Source organism: Acholeplasma equirhinis (assembly GCF_017052655.1).
Lineage (GTDB): Bacteria > Bacillota_I > Bacilli_A > Acholeplasmatales > Acholeplasmataceae > Acholeplasma > Acholeplasma equirhinis.
The window spans coordinates 731,484-748,594 of sequence record NZ_JAFIDC010000001.1; the positions used below are offsets into that span (position 1 = coordinate 731,484).

At 32.2% G+C, this 17,111-nt stretch carries 14 protein-coding genes; 1 reads left to right on the forward strand and 13 read right to left on the reverse strand.

Annotated elements, in window-relative coordinates:
* Positions 1-9 precede the first annotated feature (9 nt).
* The 12 genes from JV173_RS03435 to rny all read right to left on the reverse strand — a co-directional run bounded on the left by JV173_RS03435 (position 10) and on the right by rny (position 14,246).
* Positions 10-1,419: a S1 RNA-binding domain-containing protein gene (locus JV173_RS03435; RefSeq protein WP_205734894.1), complete on the reverse strand. Its 1,410-nt coding sequence runs from the start codon at positions 1,417-1,419 to the stop codon at positions 10-12.
* Positions 1,419-2,081, reverse strand: a complete 663-nt coding sequence (gene cmk / locus JV173_RS03440; protein ID WP_205734895.1) for a (d)CMP kinase — start codon at positions 2,079-2,081, stop codon at positions 1,419-1,421. Before cmk ends, JV173_RS03435 begins: the two co-directional genes overlap by 1 nt.
* A gap of 48 nt (positions 2,082-2,129) precedes the next feature.
* Positions 2,130-2,864, reverse strand: a complete 735-nt coding sequence (locus JV173_RS03445; RefSeq protein WP_205734896.1) for a pseudouridine synthase — start codon at positions 2,862-2,864, stop codon at positions 2,130-2,132.
* Between the two features lie 119 nt (positions 2,865-2,983).
* Complete coding sequence (efp, locus tag JV173_RS03450) at positions 2,984-3,541, reverse strand: elongation factor P (RefSeq protein ID WP_205734897.1); 558 nt, start codon at positions 3,539-3,541, stop codon at positions 2,984-2,986.
* A gap of 42 nt (positions 3,542-3,583) precedes the next feature.
* Positions 3,584-4,003 (reverse strand): type II 3-dehydroquinate dehydratase, encoded by a 420-nt coding sequence (locus JV173_RS03455; protein WP_205734898.1) that lies wholly within the window; start codon positions 4,001-4,003, stop codon positions 3,584-3,586.
* Positions 4,000-4,491: a shikimate kinase gene (locus JV173_RS03460; RefSeq protein WP_205734899.1), complete on the reverse strand. Its 492-nt coding sequence runs from the start codon at positions 4,489-4,491 to the stop codon at positions 4,000-4,002. The genes JV173_RS03455 and JV173_RS03460 overlap by 4 nt, the downstream gene beginning before the upstream one ends.
* Positions 4,488-5,336 carry a tRNA (adenosine(37)-N6)-dimethylallyltransferase MiaA gene (gene miaA, locus JV173_RS03465; RefSeq protein ID WP_205734900.1) on the reverse strand — a complete coding sequence of 283 codons (849 nt, stop codon included), beginning with the start codon at positions 5,334-5,336 and terminating at the stop codon, positions 4,488-4,490. Before miaA ends, JV173_RS03460 begins: the two co-directional genes overlap by 4 nt.
* Positions 5,333-7,039 (reverse strand): DNA mismatch repair endonuclease MutL, encoded by a 1,707-nt coding sequence (gene mutL / locus JV173_RS03470; RefSeq protein WP_205734901.1) that lies wholly within the window; start codon positions 7,037-7,039, stop codon positions 5,333-5,335. Before mutL ends, miaA begins: the two co-directional genes overlap by 4 nt.
* A 10-nt stretch (positions 7,040-7,049) precedes the next feature.
* Entirely contained in the window at positions 7,050-9,578 is a 2,529-nt protein-coding gene (mutS, locus tag JV173_RS03475; protein ID WP_205734902.1) for a DNA mismatch repair protein MutS, read from the reverse strand.
* Positions 9,579-9,602: 24 nt separating this feature from the next.
* Entirely contained in the window at positions 9,603-11,651 is a 2,049-nt protein-coding gene (locus tag JV173_RS03480) for a hypothetical protein (protein WP_205734903.1), read from the reverse strand.
* Positions 11,652-11,850: 199 nt separating this feature from the next.
* The gene (locus JV173_RS03485; RefSeq protein ID WP_205734904.1) at positions 11,851-12,612 is read right to left on the reverse strand and encodes a TIGR00282 family metallophosphoesterase; all 762 of its coding nucleotides are present in this window, start codon (positions 12,610-12,612) and stop codon (positions 11,851-11,853) included.
* A 41-nt stretch (positions 12,613-12,653) separates the two neighbouring features.
* Entirely contained in the window at positions 12,654-14,246 is a 1,593-nt protein-coding gene (rny, locus tag JV173_RS03490) for a ribonuclease Y (RefSeq protein WP_205734905.1), read from the reverse strand.
* 188 nt (positions 14,247-14,434) lie between these two features.
* On the opposite strand from rny, the gene JV173_RS03495 reads away from it, so the two are divergent.
* Positions 14,435-15,073, forward strand: a complete 639-nt coding sequence (locus JV173_RS03495) for a hypothetical protein (RefSeq protein WP_205734906.1) — start codon at positions 14,435-14,437, stop codon at positions 15,071-15,073.
* A gap of 39 nt (positions 15,074-15,112) precedes the next feature.
* Here JV173_RS03495 and JV173_RS03500 read toward each other — a convergent pair whose 3' ends face one another.
* Positions 15,113-17,104: an ABC transporter ATP-binding protein gene (locus JV173_RS03500; RefSeq protein WP_205734907.1), complete on the reverse strand. Its 1,992-nt coding sequence runs from the start codon at positions 17,102-17,104 to the stop codon at positions 15,113-15,115.
* Between the last annotated feature and the right edge of the window lie 7 nt (positions 17,105-17,111).

Below are 17,111 nucleotides of genomic sequence, written 5' to 3' on the forward strand. Positions count from 1 at the left end.
AAAACCTTCTTATGATTTCTTTTTGTTTTTTCCTAGTTCTTCGAATAAATCACCTAATGTGATATCTTCAACTTTTTCATCGACTAAGTATTTTTCAAACTCATCGCGTTCAAGTTTATTTAATAATTTCTTAACAGAAAGTTTTAATACCCAACCTTCTTTAGAGAATTCGATCACTTTAGCTTGGACCATGTCACCAACTTGGTAATGGTCAGCAATATTAATTTTAGGATCATTATGTGCTTCTGATGCTGGAATAAATCCATCAACTGAATTGTATGAAACTTGAATACCATCTTTAGAAACTTTTTCAACTCTAACTTCTAAAGTTTGGCCTACATTGACTGAAAGGTCAGCCCATGGATTATCTTCTAATGCTTTTCTGCTTAATGCAATCTTTTCTGCTTTTAAGTCTTTAGAAATAATTGCAACTTCAAGTTCATCACCAATTTTTAGATATGCATCAAAATTAGCTTTTGGATTCCAAGAATATTCATTCTTGTGAAGTAATCCTTTTACGTCTCTTGCAAGTTCAACAAGTACACCAAATGGTAATTTAGATACAATTTTACCTGTAACTCGATCACCAATCTTATGTGATTCAAGATAAGCTTGGTATGGTGTTGGCATTAAAGCTTTCATAGAAAGGTCTAAGCGATTGCCTTCTTTTTTGATTACTTTAACTTTAACTGTTTGTCCTTTTTGAAGTGCATCTTCAATTTTATCAATTCTGTGATGCGAAACTTGAGAGATACGTAACATACCAGATACATGTCCAAATTTAACAAATGCAGCATGTGCTTCAAATGATTCAACAACGCCTTCTAAAATTTGACCTGTTTGAATTGAGTCTAATTCTTTTTGACGATCTGCTAATCTTTCTTCTTGTTGTTTTTGTCTAATTGCTTCATAAATTGGTTTTCTAGTTGCAATTAGTTTAGGACGACGTTTATCTGCCTTGTATTCTTCAATAAGTACTTCAAGGGTTGTTCCAACAAGTGCTTCTTTCTTTTCTTTTAATTCGAAATCAAGCAATGTGAACGGTAAAAATAATTCAATTCTGTCATAGTCTAAAACGAGTCCTTTATCACCAACTGATTTAACAGTTGTCTTAATAGGTGTTTTAGCTTCATAAGCATTTTCAATTTCTTCAATTTTTTTATCTGCTAAAAGTGGTAATCTTGAAAGTAAGATTAATAAAGAATCATCACGTTCTGAAACAGATGTGACTTTTACACGAATTTTATCGCCAACTTTAATAACTTTTCGTAAGTCAGCTGGTTGAGGGTTATCAAAATACTGAGAGTAAATAACACCTTCAGTTGGTGCTTTGATGTCTAAATATACAACGTCTTTCTCAACTTTGAATGCTTCGCCTTCAATAATTTGTCCTTTTTCCGGATAAATAAAATCGCTCATTATAATTCTCCTTTTGCTGATCTTATCAGCCCAATAATTTTTTCCACAGTTTGATCAATTGTTAAATGTGTTGTATCTATTTCAATTGCATCATCAGCTTTTTTTAGTGGTGATTCTTTTCTTGTTGAGTCTTTGATATCTCTTGTGACAAGTTCTTCAACAATCTTTTCTAAGTTCACATCGTGTCCTTTTTCAAGTTTTTCACGATGTCTTCTTTTTGCTCTTTCTTCAACTTTAGCAGTTAAGAAAACTTTTACTTGAGCATTTGGCATGACAACTGTTCCGATGTCTCTACCATCCATAACGACATCACCAGCTTCTGCTGCCATTTTTTGGAGTTCAACCATTTTTCTTCTCACATATGGGAAAGAGGATACTAAAGAAACATTCTTAGTGACTTCTTTAGTTCTAATTTCTTCCTCAACATTTCTGTTGTCAACATAAATGTGATCATCATGGTAAGAAATTCTAATGGACTCTAAAAATAAGTATTGTGATTCGTCATTTAAATCAATTTGCCTTTCGATGGCAATTAAAGTAACCGCACGATACATCGCTCCGGTGTCTATATGCGTCATTTTTAATCTATCAGCAATTAATTTACTGATGGTCGATTTACCGCTACCTGCTGGACCATCAATGGCAACTTGAAACCCCGCCATAAAATTTCCCTCCATACTTAGTATTATTATAACATAGATAAATCTATGTCACTTCTCTGATGCCAAATTGCTTCTATAGAGTTTCTTAATTTCATGGGCTTTAAGAGGTCTGTATGAACCACGTTCAACTTCTTCAAGTGTTAAGTGATCAAAACGTACTCTTGTTAATCCTTTGATTGGATGTCCCATCATCTCAAAACATTTTTCCATGTCAGAAATAGAAAAGTCTGTAACTGTTAATCGTACTAAAGTAGATTGATGTTTTTTATCAAGTTCTATAATTCCGATTTCATTTGGTTTAAAGAATATACCATTAAAATCTTGACCATTTCTTAATTGTCTAATCTTTTCCTTAATGACAATACCTTTTAAACGTACCATATATGCTTGTTCAACACCTGAATCTTTTAAAGTTAACTTTTTGGTGAGTTCACCATCGTTTGTTAAAATTAAAACACCTGCTGCATCATATGGTAATTTGTGAATCGGAAAGAGTCTTAAATTTCTTTCTTCTTCAGAGAATAAATCAAGGACATTACGTCTTTTGTGAATATCTGATGTTGTTGATAAGTATCCTGTAGGCTTATTTACTAAATAATAAAAAAGCGGAACTTTATCAATTGTCTTGCCATCAACTGTAATAGTATCTTTTTCTGATACTTTTGTTCCGACTTCTTTGACAACAACTTGATTCACTTTGACGCGTCCAGCCAAGATCAGTTCTTCAGATTTTCTTCTTGAAGCAACACCTGCTTGGGCTAAAACTTTTGCTAATCTTTCCATTTCTTCACCGTTATTATTATAGCATAATTAACTAAAGTTAAGTTGCAAATCGTTAAATTAACATAGTGCCTAACTTTAGTCCAAATAAAAAGACCATATGGTCTTTATTATTCATGTGATTATGCTCTTGAAACGTATGTTCCTTCTGAGGTATTTACGATGACTTTTTCACCTGATTCGATAAACATTGGAACTTTAATTAAGTAGCCAGATGGTAACCAAGCATCTTTCATCGCATTTGTTTTTGTATCACCTTTGACACCTGGAACAGTTTCTTTAATTTCTAAGACAACTTTTTCAGGAATTTGGATACCGATAATTTCTTCACCATAAAGATTGATTTCAACATTCATACCTTCAGACATGAAGTTTAATTCCCATTCGATTCTTGATTTATCAAGTTCGATTTGTTCATATGTTTCCATATTCATGAAAACATGTGTATCACCTTGTGCATATAAATATTGCATTGGTGTACGATCGATTTGTGCACGACCTACTTTGTCACCTGCTTTGAATGTGTATTCAAAGATTGAACCAGTGCGTAAGTTTCTCATTTTTGTTGTTACAAGCGCACCACTACGTGCTGACTTAGTGTGTAAGAAATCTAAGATAACATAAATGTTACCATCAAATTCAATTGTTAAGCCAGTTTTAAACTCGTTTGTAGAGACCATATTATTAACTCCTTTTATTAAACCTTCTATATTTTACAAAATTTAGCTCAATTTTTCAACCAAATAGTGAACAGCTTCGATATATGACTGTTCTTTTTTACCATAAATACTATGATTTACCACATCTTTTATGAAATTCACTTGTCTGAACGCTTCTCGTTCATAAATATTGGATAAATGGACTTCAACTTTAGGAACCATTAGTATCTCAAGTGCATCACGAATAGCAATTGATGTATGTGTATATCCACCTGCATTGATAATGAGGCCATCTGAATCTAAGCCTTGAAGATAATCAATAATTGCACCTTCATGATTGCTTTGAAAGAATGAAAAACTAATATTTGGAAATGTCTTTTCAATTAAAAGATTTAAATCATCTAAGGTAAATCTGCCGTAATGTTCTTCTTTTCTTTTACCTAACATATTAAGATTTGGACCATTGACTACAGCTATTTTCATTTCTTCGCCCATCCTTTGTATGCTTCTATTATATCATCTACACATTTTTCTATTGAATCATGGTTTCTAACGATCATATCTGCAAAGTCTTGGTATTTTAAGAAACGTTTGTCATAAATCTCTTCTAATGGTGTTGTTTTAAGTAAAGGTCTTTGATGACTTTTTTCTAATCTTTTTTTCAAGATTTCAATCGGAACATCGATATATACTTTAAATCCATCCATTAAAACCTTATTTCTTTTTTGAGTTACAATACCACCACCGGTTGAAATCACAGCAGGTGATGTTTTAATTGCTGATAAAACCTCAGTTTCAACTGAACGAAAAACATCTTCTCCATAATTCTCGAAGATATCTTCAATAAACATCCCCTTTTCTTCTTCAATCTTTTGATCAAGATCAATAAATGGAATGCCTAATTTAAATGATAAACGCTTGCCAATTGTTGTTTTTCCACTACCTGGCATGCCGATTAAATAAATTCTCATGTTTTCTCCAAAAAGGTTTTAACATCATTTAGTACATCTAAAAATAGAGTAGGACTTAATGCATCATAGATGTTAGGTTTCATTTGATTTTTAAACCATGTCTTTTGTTTTTTTGCAAATCGCATTGAAACTTGTATAATTTTTTCTTTTGCTTCTTCAAGCGAAACTTGACCTAACAGATAAGATTTGATTTCACGATAACCGATGATGTTTAATTCATAATCCATTAATCCTTTAACTTCATCGATAAAACCTTCTTCAATCATTTGATCCAAACGATATTTTAATCTTTCTTTTAAAACAGTTCTATCAATATCTAAATAGATTAAAAAAATATCATAAAGTGCCTCATCTTTCTTTATCTTTTCGCTACGTTTACTACCTGCGAGTATTTGTTTATACGCAGAATTTACACGCCTAACGTTTGAAAAGTCTATGTCAAGAGTTGGGTCTTTTAGTTTAATGGCTTCAACTTTTTCCTCATGTGATACATCAACAAACGCTTCATCATATGCTTCGAATTCATAATTATATAGTGCAGATTTTATGTATAACCCTGAACCACCAACAATCATTGGTACATCAATTTTATTAAGTAAATTTCTCACATCTTGTTGAAAATTATAGACAGTATATGGTTTAGCTAAGGGATTAATACTTAAGAGATGATGCTTAATACCTTCTTGTTCATCTTGTTTAATTTTAGCAGATCCAATATTTAATTCTTGATATATTTGGACCGAATCTCCATTGATGACCTCACCATTTAATGCTTTGGCAAGTTTGATTGAAAGACCTGTTTTGCCACTTGCTGTGGGACCCATTATACAGATAACTTTTTTCATACGATTCGCTTAAACATCTTTTCGATGTCGTATTGTGAAAGTTTAATTAAAACAGGTCTTCCATGTGGACAAGTATATGGATTTTTACAAAGTCTTAAATCTTCTATCAGTTTGTTAATTTCAATAAGTGAGAGTTGATGATTTGCTTTAATTGCACCTTTACATGCAATGTCTTTTGCTAAATGATTTCTTAAATTCTTTAAATTGATTTGTTTTTCATCTTGAAGTTGTTCTAAGATAGCAGAAATTGCGATATCAATTTCTTTATCACGTAACCAAGTTGGATGATGTGTTAATTTTAAATCTTTAAAATAGAATCCTAAATCTTTTAAACTTTTTGAATTTTGTTTTAAAAGATTAAAGTCACTTTCAGTAATTGAAAGTTCTCTTGGAATCATTAATTGATAAAAATTAGATGCTAATTCACCAACTTTGGATTCATAGTATTCATAACGAATACGTTCTGCTGCAGCGTGTTGGTCCATAAGATATAAACCATGTTGATTTTGGAAGATGAGATAAGTACCAGAAAATGTACCAATATATTCAAGTTGTGGTAATTTTGGTTCTAATATTTCCTCTTTAACAATATCTTCTCTTAATTGTTCAGAATTAGGTTCTGTAATAATTTCTGATTTTGCTAGTTCAAAGAGGTCAAAATCTTTCGTTTTAAAGACTTCTTTTTTTACCTCAACTAAAGGTTCTCTAATTGGTAATTTACCGGTTTCTAGTGCTTCTTTTACAAGCGGTGTTAACGCATAACTAAACATAAGTTCATTAGCAAGTTTAACTTCCATCTTTTGTGGATGTACATTGACATCAACTAATGATGGGTCTATTGTTAAGTAGATCAATGAAAGTGGATATTTATTTGTCATTAAAAGTGTATTATAACCATCAATAACACTTTGTGATATTGAATAGTTTTTAACATATCTGTTATTAATAAATATATTAATATCACTACGTTTGCTTCTTGCAAATTTAGGGTCTGCAAAATATGCATCAACTTTTATTTTTCCAATAGAGGTATGTAACTCTTTTAAACCTTCTGATACACCTTTTCCATAAATATGTGTGATCAGTGCTTGAATCGAGTCATTACCTAAACTGGATTTAAATTCTTTACCGTCTAAAACGAGTTTAAATTGTATCGATGGATTTGAGAGGGCAAGTTTATCAAAAATTTCTATGATTGCATTTTTTTCTGCTGATTCACTTCTTAAATATTTAAATCTAGCTGGTGTGTTATAGAAAAGTTCTTTAACAATCACTTTTGTACCAACATTGATGACTGAAGTTCCTTCATTAACTAACTTCGATTGTTCAAGTGCAACAAAGTTACCATCTTGATCTTTCATTCTTGAATGAATTTCAAGTTTTGCAACTGAAGCTATAGCAGGTAAAGCCTCACCTCTAAAACCTAAGGTTTGAATATGATTTAAGTCATCTTTTTTAAAAACTTTGGATGTCGCATGGCGTAAAAAAGCTAAATGAAGGTCTGATTTATCCATCCCTTTACCATTATCGGTCACGATGATTGATTCAAGACCGAAATTATTAACTTCGATGGTAATTTTAGAAGCACCAGCATCGATTGCATTTTCGACCAATTCTTTAACAACTGAAGCAGGACGTTCAACAACTTCTCCTGCAGCAATCATATTAGCTAGTGCCATCTCCATTAAAGCGATTTGTGGCATATTTCACCTTTTACTTTTTATTTTTGTTTCTTAATGTTTGTAAATATTTAAGTCTAACAAGTGCATCGACTGGAGTTAATCTGTCAATATCCACATTTTCAAGCTCATCTAATAATTCTTGAATATCTTTTGGAAGAACGGTTTCTAATTTAATTTCTTCATGCAAATCGAAAAGATTCGTTAACTGTTCTTTAGAACTCTTTTCTAACTTTTTAAGAATAGTTTTAGAACGTTGAATAATTTTCTCTGGAATATGTGCAAGTTGTGCAACTTGAATACCATAGGATTTATCAGAAGCACCAGGTTCTACTTGATGTAAGAAAACCATTGTGTCTTTTTCTTCTTTTGCACGCACATGTAAATTAGTTACATTTGATAAAGACTCAGATAGTTTTGTTAATTCATGATAGTGAGTTGAAAACATCATTTGCGCACCGATATCATTGTGAATGTATTCAATCATACCTTGAGCAAGTGCCATCCCATCATAAGTTGCTGTCCCACGGCCAATTTCATCAAATAAAATTAATGATTCTTTGGTTGCTTTTGTTAACGCTTCATTTGCTTCAACCATTTCAACCATGAAGGTGGATTGACCACCAGCAATATCATCTGATGAACCAATTCGTGTAAAGATTGCATCATAAATCGGTAGATTTGCACGATTTGCAGGTACAAACATACCACTTTGAGCCATGATGACAATGAGTGCAAACATACGCATATAGGTTGATTTACCGCTCATATTTGGACCAGTTAAAATAAAAATTTCTTGTGGTTTCATGGTGATATGATTTGAAATGAATTCAACATGTTGTTCAACAACTGGATGACGTCCATTCTCAATTTCAACCATAAAGTTTAAATTCAATTTTGGTCTAACATAGTTAAATTTATCTGAAACGGCTGCTAAAGATACAAACATATCAATCTTTGCAAGTGTTTGAGATAACTCTTGAAGTGAATTCATGTACTTCTTAGTTTCTTCTTTGATTTCTTGGAAGATTTCGTATTCTAATGCAAAAGATTTTTCTTTCGCATGTAAGAGTTTATCCTCTTGAACTTTTAGGTCTTGAGTAATGTATCTTTCACCATTTGCTAAAGTTTGTTTTCTAATATAACCAAACTCATCTTTGATTAGAGACATATTTCCTTTTGAAACTTCAATATAATAACCAAAGACACGGTTGTATCCGACTTTTAAGTTTTTGATACCTGTCTTTTCTCGTTCTTGATTTTCAAACTCTGTTAACCATGATTCACCGTGTAAGGCAATATCTCTTAATTCATCAAGATCATGATTATAGCCTTCTTTAATCATGCCACCTTCCTTAACAAGAATTGGTGCATCATCAAGTAGTGCTTTATCAAGCATTTGATATAGTTCAGTATGTGAATCAACTTTTTCATTCAATGTATCAATTAATTCGTTTTTATATTCACGAAGAATTTCTTTTAATGTTGGAATATTTTCTAGTGTATATTTCAGTTGAACGAGATCTCTTGCATTGGTATTATTTGATGCGATGCGGCCAACTAATCTGTTAATATCATATATTTTAGATAATGTTTCTTGAAGACGTTCTCTCGGTTCATATATCTTAAATGCTTCAATATAGTCATAACGACTTTCTAACACTTCCTTATCTTTGATAGGATGTGTTAAATAGTATCTCAACATGCGTGAACCCATAGCTGTTTTTGTTTGATCTACCCAATAGATTAATGTCGATTTAGGGTTACCACTTAAACTTTCCGTTAATTCTAAGTGTTCTAAGACATGACGATCTAAATGCATCAACTGTTTTGTTTTAGTGATTTGGAAAGGCATCATATGTGAGAGTTGTTGTTTACTTTGAGAGAATAAATAGTTGAGTAATAAAGAGGCTGCTTGTTTTGCAGGTTTTGAAATAATACTTTTAACTAAGGCAGGATTATGAATTTCATCATCTTGGAACATTGAAATCACAATATTAAAATCTCTTAAAGTTTGAACAAGTTTACTATCTGCTAAATTCTTTAATACAACTTCTTTCAATTCAACATTTTTAATTTCATCAAGTAAGGTTTCTTTTGTTAAACCATCGAGTAAAAATGTATCACCTGTTGAAATATCAGCATAAGCAAAGATATATCCATATTCTGAAAGTTCAATTGAACCGATAAAGTTAAATGAAGCATCTTTTAAGATACCATCATCGATGATCATCCCTGGTGTAATTAATTTAATAACTTCGCGTTCAACTAAACCTTTTCCAGGTTCAGTCACTTGTTCTGCAATGGCAACTTTAAATCCTTTTGAGACTAATTTTTGAATATAAACTTTAGCTGCATGGTATGGAACACCACACATGGGTACTTTAGTACCTGCATCTCTAGCAGTTAAAGCAATTTCTAAAACCTTTGATGCAACCAGTGCATCATCGAAAAACATCTCATAAAAGTCACCTAATCTAAAAAAGACTATCGCGTCAGCGTAGTCTTCTTTTAGGCGAATATATTGTTGCATCATTGGAGTATATTTTAGAATATCTTCCATTATGACTCCTATTTTGTAATTATATTATGCGGCAAGGTAGTGGCTAGAACCAAAGATTGGAATCATGACACTATCTCTTAAGAATGGTCCAATAAACTCAATTGTTTCGTATCCATAAGTAAATTCAAGTCGCCATAATGCAAACACGATTAATGCTGCAAGTGCTGCAAGAACGATTAACCAACCAATGATACTAAAGAGAGTTCCAAAGAATCCTTTGCCTTTCTTTTGTGCTGAACCAGTTCTGATGTTGATATTATTAATTGCGTGTACAATTCTGCCAACAGGATCATTCATATCAACGACTGCAGTAACTGGACGTTTAGTTAAATGTGTAATTAAGAAGAGTAATGCTTCAGGGATTGCAAGTGTTAATGCTAAAAGTAAACTGATAAATACAGCTTTACCTTTAGATAATTTCTTACTACCTGCAACAAGTAATGCGAATACATTAATTGCTGTTGTCACACCAAATATTGTAATCCACATCCAACCTTCAAGGCTAGTTAGATCAAAGAATGTAATATAAGGTTGAACAGTTGAAACAAATGTTTCAGTAATTGCTAGATATAATAGATATCCATGTGCACCAACTGAGACAAGTAATAATAAGACTGTTAAGAAGAGTAGGAACGGATGAATACCACCAGTTGTTGACTTAACTTTCTTTTGTTTCTTAACTTTCTTTCCTTTTTTAGGTGCTACTTTTGCTTCAACAGCATCAGCAACTTTTTCAAGTTCTTTATTATCAAGTGTGACAGGTTTTTCAGTTATAACAGAGACAGTTGAACCAGATTCAGTAATTGAAACATGATCTGTACTTTCAGGGAAATCATCATCATCTTTTAGTAATTCAGCGATAATTTGACCTTTCATACTTTCAATTAATGAAACTTTTTGAGCTGGTTCTTGAACTGGTTGTGGTTGTTCTGATTCCTTTTCAACAACAACTTGTTGAGGCTCAGCAGCTTTCGCTTCAACATTAATAACTGGGTTTGCTTCTAGATTAACTACAAATTCTTTTTTAGAAATTACATCTGCTAATGTTTCAAAAGCTTTAGCTAAACGATCAAATTGTTCACGGTAGTCAACTGCTTGAACATAAGTAGCAGCAGCAGGTTGCATTTGTGGTTGAGGTTCTGCCTTTTTCTCTTCAACAGGAATTACAACTGGTGCAACAACAGTTTCTTGGACTGGCGTTGATGCTTCAACTTCTTCAATTTGTTTTTCATATACTGCTGATGAAGATGGTACATAATAAGTTGCTTTAGTTTCTTTAGCATTTGAAAGAATGAACTCAATGATTTCTTCTTTCTTCAATTCTGTTGAAACTTTAATATCATGGTCTTTAGCGTAACGTTCAAGTAAAATGATATTTTGATTCTTAAGTTTCTCTTCTAAGTCCTTAGTTAATTCACCACGTTCTTGAAGTTTCTTAAGTATGATGTCTAACATTTCATTTTTCTTTAAACGTTTAGGAATTGGAGCATTAAACTTTTCACCAATTGCTCTTAATTCGGTTAAAGTTGATGCTTTGTATGTTACAGGACGGAATGCATCTTGTGATACACCATCGATCTCATGTTGTTCATCATATAGGTTTTTGTCTAGTGCATCGTTAAATTCTTTTGTTAATACTCTTTCACCTGACTTAGCTTGTTGTTCAGCATGATCAAATAAACGAAGTAAATCATTTTCGGCTACACCTTTTTCTACTAAGTAAGGTAATAACAATTTCCAGAAATCTTCTAAGTACTTAAGGGATAATGAAGGGCTCTTATACCACTCTAAAAGATTAACTAATTGAGTATCTGTATATCTTGAGAACCAAGTTAAACGATAACCCATTTCATCAGCTAATGTTTTTCTTTCTTCAATAGTTTTTTCTACAGCTTCTTTCAAGATGTTTTTTAACGCCGCCATACGCATTTTTCTTGGTATGTTTAAACCAATATCTTGTAAGAACTTAGATATATACTCTCCCTTAACATATACTAATTTTTCTTGTAAATCGCCGACAATGAAATGCTTGTCTTTGACAGTCAAGTGACCTTCTTTGTCAAATAATGCCATGAGAAACTCCCCCTAAAATATTCATTCTTAAAATTATTATAACACTAATATAGTGTAAGCGTAAGTACGAAGGTTATATTTTCAACCTAAAATGTTTATTTTTCGAAATATTTTAAAGAAAAATTATCATAAAGCCATTAACAAGTGTTTTTATAAACAAAAATTACTCTGTTTGATAAATAAAAAAATGCACGAATTATCATGCATTTTCTTCTAAGTGTATCTTTTCAATTTTTCTTTTAGGACTTAAGGTGAATAAAACTGCATTTAATTGTCTTGGTCCATTAGCAACTACGTTTGGTCGATTAATTTGATTGATAAAGCGATCAATAATCACATCTTTATCAACACCAATAACACCATTTAGTGGTCCTGTCATACCTACATCAGAAATATAAAGTGTACCATTTGGTAGCATGCGTTCATCATTTGTTTGAACATGTGTATGTGTTCCAACCATCATATCGACTTTACCATCTAAATAATGTGCCATTGCGATTTTTTCTGAGGTTGCTTCTGCATGGAAGTCTAGTAATGAATAATCAAATGTTTCAGATTCTAATAACGACTTTACTTTTTTGTAAGGTTGTTCATATTCAACATTCATAAAAGCTGTTCCAAGTGCATTCACAACAAGTACTTTTTTATCGTTATACTGGATGATTGTATATCCAGACCCTTTTTTTGAACCATCATTAATAGGACGAATAATTTTAGCTTCATCAATAAAGGTTTCAAGTTCTGGATTTCTCCATGTATGATTCCCCATCGTAAAAAGACTAATGCCAGCTGACATTAATTTTTTATAAATAGCCTTAGTCATGCCTCGACCATTTGCGGCGTTTTCTCCATTAGCAATAATGATATTAGGTTGGTATGTTTTTCTTAATTGAGGAAGCATCTCAATCAAGTAATTAATACCAGGGTCTCCGTAAATATCACCTATAAATAAAATTTTCATAGTTATATTATAAAACAAAAGGGGAAAATTTTCCCCTTCTTTTATTTAGCAGTATCAGTTGCACGTTTTTCTCTAATAACGGTAACTTTAATTGTCCCTGGATAAGTCATTGTTTCTTCGATCTTATCTTTAATTTGTCTTGCGACTGTCACAATACCTAAATCATCAATCTTATCTGGTTGAACGATAACACGAACTTCACGTCCAGCTTGAATAGCGTATGATTTATCAACGCCTTCAACACCGTTAGAAATTTCTTCTAATTGAGTTAGACGTTTAATGTATGTATCCATTGATTCACTTCTTGCACCAGGTCTTGCTGCTGATAACGCATCAGCTGCAGCGACTAAAACTGCAATGATTGTTTCAGGTTCTTGATCACCATGGTGAGATGCAATTGCATCAATGACTTCTTTTGGTTCTTTGTATCTTGACATAATATCAACACCAATTGTTACGTGTGAACCTTCGATTTCATGGTCGACTGCTTTACCAATATCATGGAATAAACCAGCACGTCTTGCAAGAATTTCATTTTCACCGATTTCAGCTGCAAGTTTTCCAGCGAGGAATGCAACTTCAATTGAGTGTTTTAATACATTTTGTCCATATGATGTTCTAAAACTCATACGACCTAATAATTTGATGATATCTGGATGTACTTTACCAACAGCTGTCTTAAAGACTGCTTCTTCACCAGCTTCTCTGATGAACATATCAATTTCCATACGAGCACGTTCTACGACTTCTTCGATTCTACCTGGATGGATTCTACCATCTTGGACTAAAATTGATAAAGCACGTTTTGCGATTTCTCTACGGACTGGATCAAATCCTGATAATACGACCGCTTCCGGTGTATCGTCAATAATTAAATCAACACCTGTGAGAGCTTCAAGTGTACGAATGTTTCTTCCCTCTTTACCAATGATACGACCTTTCATATCTTCGTTAGGGATTTCAACGACTGAAACAGTACGCTCTGATGTAGTTTCAGATGCATATTTTTGCATTGCGAGTGCAAGTAATTCCTTACTCTTTTGTTGAACAGTATTCTTAGCTTTGTCTTCTTCTTCACGAATGTATGCAGCAAGTTCATTTGAGATAGAATCTCTTACTTGAGCCATTATCAGCTCTTTTGCCTGTTCTTTCGTTAAATTAGAAACAAACACAAGCTTCGCTTCTTGTTCTTTTACTAATTCTTCCACTTTGCTATATTGAATATCAAGTTGTTCTTTACGTTCGTCTAGTCTTTGTTCTTTTAGATCCAAGCCTTCTTCACGTTTATCAAGATACTGTGAACGCTGATTTAGAGAAGTCTCTCTTTGAGAAACTTTTTCTTCAAGATTAATGACGACTTGGCGTCTTTCACGCATATCATTATCGAATTCTTTACGTAACGCTAAAATTTCTTGTTTAGCTTCAAAAACATGCTCTCTTTTAGTTTTTTCAGCTTCTTTCTTCGCGTCTTCAATAATACGACTAGCTTCTTCACGACTTAAGCGTAGACTTTTTTCGTGATGGGCAACTCTGATGAAATATCCAACGATTGCACCAATTGCTAGTCCAACGACGGTTAGCAAAATAGAGGTAATTAGCATAGTACTCTCTTCTACGAGTAAAATGTTAAACATAGTTTTTACCTCCATATTAAATTTTTGTTTCACAATTATGTTTAAATAGTCAAAAATTTTGTACTTTATGTACATATTTCATTATAACTTTTTATGAGGTTTTAGTCAATTAAAAGTATGAATTTAAAGAGGTTAATTTTTTCAATTATTATAGTATAATGATACTTGATGAAGAAAAGGAGATAAGCATGTTACCGAAACACGAACCTACATCAAAATTTGGTAAATGGTTAAACAAATACCGATTATTAATTATTCTTATTTTATTTATAGTTGTTGTTCCAGTTGCATTTGTCGTTTCACTCTATCTTGGGGATTATTTAAAATATAAAGCTGTGACTTTTGGAAATGAAAGTATCACAGAATTCCAAGGTTATGAACTATTAACTGAAGATGATACCAATCATCAAGTTATTACAATTAAAACTACTGATTTAACTTATTCTATTAAATGGATGAGTTATACAACACCTTTATATGACGATGAAACAGGTACTTATGTATTTAGAGTCAAATATGAAGAACACTCAAATAAATTTGTAAGTAATGTTCAAGCAACTTTAATCCTTCAAACACAATGGATTAATGCCAAAAGCCAACCAAAACCAATTGTAACTCAAGAAACTTATTCAACAAATCAAAATATTAACTTCAATTACGTCTTACCTAAGTCACCACTTTGGTTTGTAACAGTTGAAATGCCTGATTTATATGTTAAACTTTCTTACGATATTCAATATGGTTTAGGAACAATTGAAACTAAAGTTTCATATCATAAGATTGATTTAATTAATTTAATACCTGCAAATCAAATCGGTACGAATTAAAAAATAAGTGGATCAACTCAATGTTGAACCACTTTTTCTTTATACATTTTTAGTTTGTGAACGATAGATACCAGCATATTGTTTGTCATTTGCTAGTAATTCATCGTGTGTACCTTCTTCCACTTTTAATCCATTTTCTAAAACGATAATTTTGTTTGCATTTTTAATTGTTGAAAGTCTGTGGGCAATAACAATTGTTGTACGACCTTCTTTAACCTTATTCAATGCATTTTGAATTAAGTTTTCAGTTTCAGTATCAATGTTTGCAGTTGCTTCATCCATAACAAGAATTGATGGGTTATGAACAACAGCTCTTGCAAATGAAATCAATTGTTTTTCACCGACAGATAAGTTACCACCACCGCGATAAACTTCATGATGAATTCCATTTTCAAGTTTATCAATCATGTAACCTCCACCAATTTCTCTTAAGACACGTTCTACTTCTTCATCTGAAACATCTTTACCAAACTTAACATTTGATGCAATCGTTCCAGTGTAGATCATTGGGTCTTGAAGAATGATACCAATATGTTGTCGATAAGTACGTTTGCTTAACTCACGAATTTCTTTTCCATCAACATAAATATTTCCAAGGTCACATTCTTTTAAATCATAGAATCGTAAAAGTAAGTTCATTAATGTAGATTTTCCACTACCTGTATGTCCAACAATTCCAATCATTGAACCAGCAGGAATATCTAAATTCACACCAAGTAGTACAGGTTTTTCTTTAACATAAGAGAACCATAAGTTTTCAAACTTAATATCACCTTTATAACGAGGAATCACTTCAAAACTATCATCTTCTTGTTCTGCATCAATAATCGCAAATATACGATCTGTTCTAACAAGTGCCATTTGGAGATTACCAAATTCACGGAAAAGTGTTTGAACTGGTTCAATTAAACGAGATAGATAATCGTTGTAAGCATAGATTGTACCAGCTGAAATGATGAATCCAGAAATGGTTAAACTTTGGAACCCAAAGTAACCAATGATTAATGCAGTAACCATTAACCCTAAGAGACGAATCATGTTCCATCCAATTGTAAGATGGAGTTTTTGTTCTCTTAATTGTTCACGACGATATTCATTTGATACAACTTCAAATTCTTTTTCTGTTTCATTTTGATAGTTAAAGATTTGTAAAATATTCACACCATTGATAATTTCATTTAGTTTAGCAGTAATCATAGATGCAGATTCTGATACACGTTGTGCAATTTGATTTAAGTGACTTACAAAGAATCTTAACCATAGATAAATGAGTGGGAATGCAACAAATGTCATTAATGCTAAACTACTATCTAGATAGAACATACCAATATATGCAAATATCACGGATAATGAAGCATTTAGTAGCAAGTTCATTAAGGTTGAGAAAAGGTTAATCATACCATTAACATCGGTAATGATACGATTTGCTACCTTACCTGCAGGTTCGTGCTCAAAATATGTCATTGGCATTCTTTGCAGTGCTTTAACTGCGTCTTTTCTTGCATCTCTAACAACATTGACTGTAATGTATGATGTTGTGATGCGTTGAAGGAATAAAAAGAGAATATGTAATACATATCTTCCAAAGAGTAAGATTAAAAGTATTGCAACCGGCTCAATAAATGGTGCATAGAAATTCATAACTTCACCACCAGTGAGTTTAACTGCTGGATAAAATACTTCATTTCCCTCAAAGGTTACAACTTTAAGATTTGTACCATCAAAGAATTGTTGGCCCAGTTCAATAGGTCCATCAATAGCTAAATATTGGCCATTTAAAATAACAATAGTTAATATATCACCTGTTTGATCATCTTGCGTATAGTATTTACCGTTATATGATACACCAGATGTTTCTTGTGTTTCATACCATGGTCTTGTAATACCAACAAGTTGATCATCTAGAATTGATTTAACAATTAATGGTGCTAAGAGTCCAAGTGTTTGAACAATTAACATACATGTAATTGATACCATCAAGAGTTTCTTGTAGCGTCTGATATAACGCCAAACGAGTTTTATTTGTCTCATATCATCA